A 296-nucleotide genomic window follows, 5' to 3' on the forward strand; every position below is an offset into this window, starting at 1 on the left:
ATTACCTTTACTCCAGAACCAGACTTTGTTGGTACAGCTAAAGGATTGGTTGTGAAACGTTTGGATGTGTATGGAAATGTAGTTACTGCTCGCTACACACCAACTGTCCTTGGACAAACACAAGTGAGTGATGCGACATCAGAAGGTCTTAAAGGTCAAACTCAGACTGGTAAACCAAACTTTACAGGTGATGTCGATCTGACAGTTCCGCCAACCTTTGAAGATGGAACAACTGAAAAAGTCGTTCCAGGTGAAGGAACTTATGTAATCTCACCAGATGGCACCGTCACCTTTAC

At 43.2% G+C, this 296-nt stretch carries 1 protein-coding gene; it reads left to right on the forward strand.

Annotated elements, in window-relative coordinates; genetic code table 11:
* On the forward strand, positions 1-296 hold a 296-nt coding region (locus HMPREF2991_RS04525), incomplete at both ends, for a hypothetical protein (protein WP_257371869.1).

The organism is Streptococcus sp. HMSC072D07 (assembly GCF_001814835.1).
GTDB lineage: Bacteria > Bacillota > Bacilli > Lactobacillales > Streptococcaceae > Streptococcus.